Here is a 3020-nt window from a genome sequence, read left to right on the forward strand (position 1 = left end):
ACCTGCAAGACCACCAGGGGCTTGCCAAGTCGATGGCCGTAAAAGACCCGTTCCTGCAGCAGGACATTGCTTCGATCCACGCGTTGGCAGTACTCGTAGGTGCTCTCATATCCAGAAAGTTGGCGGTACCGCGAGCGATGAATTCTGGCCCTCCCATGGTTCACCTGGCGCATCATCCGCTGAGCATTGATCTTGAACTGCGCCTCCGTGTGCGCACTACAGTCCGGAAAACACATGACGATCACGATCAATGATGACGGCTCTAACAGCGTCGGCGTCTCGAGAATGAACGACGGCTGGCGATCCTTGGTGCTCGCGAAGAACGAAGCCCAGCCTAGCGGTACGTCCATGCGCAGGCCGAGTTCATTGAGTTCGCGTGAGACAAATTCAATCTCGTCGATGGGGTCACTCGGATCATGGCCAGGACGAAGAAGTTTCATATGTCCGTTCCTAGAAAAAATCGGGGCGATCTGGTAACTCGCCCCGCCAAGGTGGAGCCACAGGGGCTGGCTCCGCATCGTCCCAGACCTCTTATCGTTGTCGAACGTCGAACGTGGGATTGCCTCCTGTAGGTTGCTGAGGGGAGGGGTGCGGCCCGCGCCCGGGTTGCGCACGGCCGGGTTTCTCTTGGTGGATGCGCTCGTCGATTTCTTAGCGGCCTACAGCCGCTTGCGTCGGCGCATTCGTTCCTTGACGAGCGGAGTTGCCTTTCAGGCCAAGGCCCGTCGCTGTCCGTCCAGATCAGCGTTTCACCAACATGTCGCCTCAGAATCAGCATACGGTCCTTCTTGGATCGTTTCGGCACGCCATTCGTGACTTGGCACCGGCGTTGATGGCACCCGCCATCGCCTCGCTGCAGCAGATTCAAGCGACGCCGGCCGGTGCCAAGTCAGCTGGGATGCTTGCGCGATCACAGGATGTGTTCAAGAGTGTGAACACAAAATCGGATCAAATGTCGTTTCTAGTACACAGTGCGTCCCTGAATTCAACCCGGGACGCATTGTGGGCCGCAAACACCTTCGATCCGCCAATCACCTTGCTCTTCGCCATGTGCTCAAGGCTGCCCGACGAGCGCGCCGTGACCCGGCCTACGTGCCGCAGCGACAGCTGGCCGCGCACCTGGGAATACGGCAGTCCGGATATGGAATGATGGAAACGGGCGAGCGTCGGGTGGGCGTGCTGGACTTCATTGATATCAGTGACGCTCACTCCAGCGATCGACTGGCGATGTTCCGTGCCTTGTTGAAACAATGCCCCCGACGTATCAAGCCGATCCGCCGCACGCCGAGCTGGCGTGCGGCGGCGAAGATCAGAGCCGCAAAGCGTCGGAAGGCGCCCGCTCCGCGCCGTCAGTCGACGTGGACGAAGAAGGCCCACGGGGGGCCGTCCTGATCTAGTCGCGTCTCGCGAACCGCCCTCTTTTGCGGGGTCCCATCTCATTACGGGTGGCGGTCTCAAGATTTCGACGGGCGTCCGCGAGCAGCGCCGTGTCGATGAGATAGATGAATTGGCGCCGGCGCTCGAAGGACATGCGCTTATACCGTTCATACATGGCCAGCACGCGAGGCGGCAACTTCTGATCCTTCGGCTGAGGCGGGCGGCCGAGTAGCTCATCGACAGAGACATGAAACAGATCGGCGGCGCGAGCAAGCTCGTAGGCCGTCATCATCTGTCGGCCGGTCTCGATGCACCCGAGCGTTCCCGTAGAGACCCGGCAGGTGCCGGCGACCGTCACGGGCGAGATATCGAGCTCGGTGCGTGTCTCGATCAGCCGCTGGCCGAGCCTTCGTCGGAAGGCCTCTTTATCCGCATTGCTGTCGTCGCAATGCACAGGGGTGATCAGTTTCCGCTCGCGATCCCGTAACACCGGCTGTGCGGTGAGGGCGGGCATCAACATGTCGATGGCGATGAGTTCCAGCCGACTCGGCTTTCCCATGCTCATGGCTTTTCTCCTGAATCGGCGGGAGCCGAGGAAGGAGGGGTGGCCGCGGCGACCAGCCTTTGCAGATGATGCGTTACTGCCACCTCGAGCCGAGTAATACATTCATTGAGCAGACGAGCACAGACGCAGGCGACATCGGAGTGCATGACGCTGTCATCGTCGTCCGCATAGAGCAGCACGTCCGTCAAGCATCTGAGCATCCCGTGGATCTGCATGAGCTCGGTCCGTTCCGCCTGGACTACCTCGTGCAGCGGCAGTGGCGGTTGCTTGGCTCGTTCTTCGGAGTCTGCTACGGCTTGCCTCTGCAGATCCTGGGGTGGTTGCGGTGGTTGTTTGTTGTCGTCTTTTGGGTCACTCATTGCAGCGTTGAGAACACAAGGATCTGCTGCGTGTCGCGCAAGACCCTATCGCGCGTCGATTGCGAAGACAACCCGCTTTCATGCGATTTCGGGATACTACGGTACGCTGTAAAGGACTTTTCACGAAGGGAGGAACAAGAGGGAATGAAGGGCGGTCGCTAGTCTGTGACTTGCTGCTGCCGGTCAGGGGGCGTTCGCGGGCCAGACGAAGAAAGAAACACTGTCGATCGATCACCGGTGATGATGACGAGTCATCGATCGAGTCGCGGGAACCGGTGGTGGCCGATACGGGTCCAGGGTAAATTCGGGCCGTTTAACCCCAATTCCCAAATGGAGCAGGACCCCTGATGGCCGAGGACTGCCACCGTCGAGAGCGTGAGCCGTCGGATCCCGCAGCGGACTCTTCGGCGGACGCGTTAGCATCGCCAAAGCAATGGGCTTCGATGACGTTCGCACCCATCGTCATCGACGAGAACAAATTCGGACCCGGTTGGGATCAAACCCGCGGCGCCATCGCACGTGCCGCCATCGCTTTGTTGCGCTTCGATGACGAGTCGCTCACGCAACACTACCTGTCCCGACCGGAACCGTTGCGTAGCGCAATCGATGTGCACGCCGGATTACAGCAAGAGATCGCCTATCTGAAGACACACATCGAGGCGCTGGAGTTAGCGGCCACTCGCGTGTTGTGTTCCGCTTCTGGTTGCGCCGAGCAGGGA

6 protein-coding genes are annotated in these 3020 nt (G+C 60.0%); 2 read left to right on the plus strand and 4 right to left on the minus strand.

Features of this window, described 5'->3' with window-relative positions; genetic code table 11:
* Both JNL55_RS22220 and JNL55_RS22225 read right to left on the minus strand, forming a co-directional pair.
* The coding region (locus tag JNL55_RS22220; protein ID WP_293859078.1) for a hypothetical protein at positions 1-440 on the minus strand (440 nt) is incomplete at its 3' end.
* Between the two features lie 508 nt (positions 441-948).
* Positions 949-1209 (minus strand): hypothetical protein, encoded by a 261-nt coding sequence (locus JNL55_RS22225; RefSeq protein ID WP_293859081.1) that lies wholly within the window; start codon positions 1207-1209, stop codon positions 949-951.
* Between the two features lie 41 nt (positions 1210-1250).
* On the opposite strand from JNL55_RS22225, the gene JNL55_RS22230 reads away from it, so the two are divergent.
* Positions 1251-1397 (plus strand): hypothetical protein, encoded by a 147-nt coding sequence (locus tag JNL55_RS22230; protein ID WP_293859084.1) that lies wholly within the window; start codon positions 1251-1253, stop codon positions 1395-1397.
* Here the strand turns inward: JNL55_RS22230 and JNL55_RS22235 are convergent.
* Both JNL55_RS22235 and JNL55_RS22240 read right to left on the minus strand, forming a co-directional pair.
* Positions 1394-1942 carry a helix-turn-helix domain-containing protein gene (locus tag JNL55_RS22235; RefSeq protein ID WP_293859087.1) on the minus strand — a complete coding sequence of 183 codons (549 nt, stop codon included), beginning with the start codon at positions 1940-1942 and terminating at the stop codon, positions 1394-1396. The two genes, JNL55_RS22230 and JNL55_RS22235, sit on opposite strands and share 4 nt — an antisense overlap.
* Entirely contained in the window at positions 1939-2301 is a 363-nt protein-coding gene (locus tag JNL55_RS22240; RefSeq protein WP_293859090.1) for a hypothetical protein, read from the minus strand. Before JNL55_RS22240 ends, JNL55_RS22235 begins: the two co-directional genes overlap by 4 nt.
* A 443-nt stretch (positions 2302-2744) precedes the next feature.
* On the opposite strand from JNL55_RS22240, the gene JNL55_RS22245 reads away from it, so the two are divergent.
* The coding region (locus JNL55_RS22245; RefSeq protein ID WP_293859093.1) for a hypothetical protein at positions 2745-3020 on the plus strand (276 nt) is incomplete at its 3' end.

This window comes from Steroidobacter sp., assembly GCF_016790065.1.
Lineage (GTDB): Bacteria > Pseudomonadota > Gammaproteobacteria > Steroidobacterales > Steroidobacteraceae > Steroidobacter.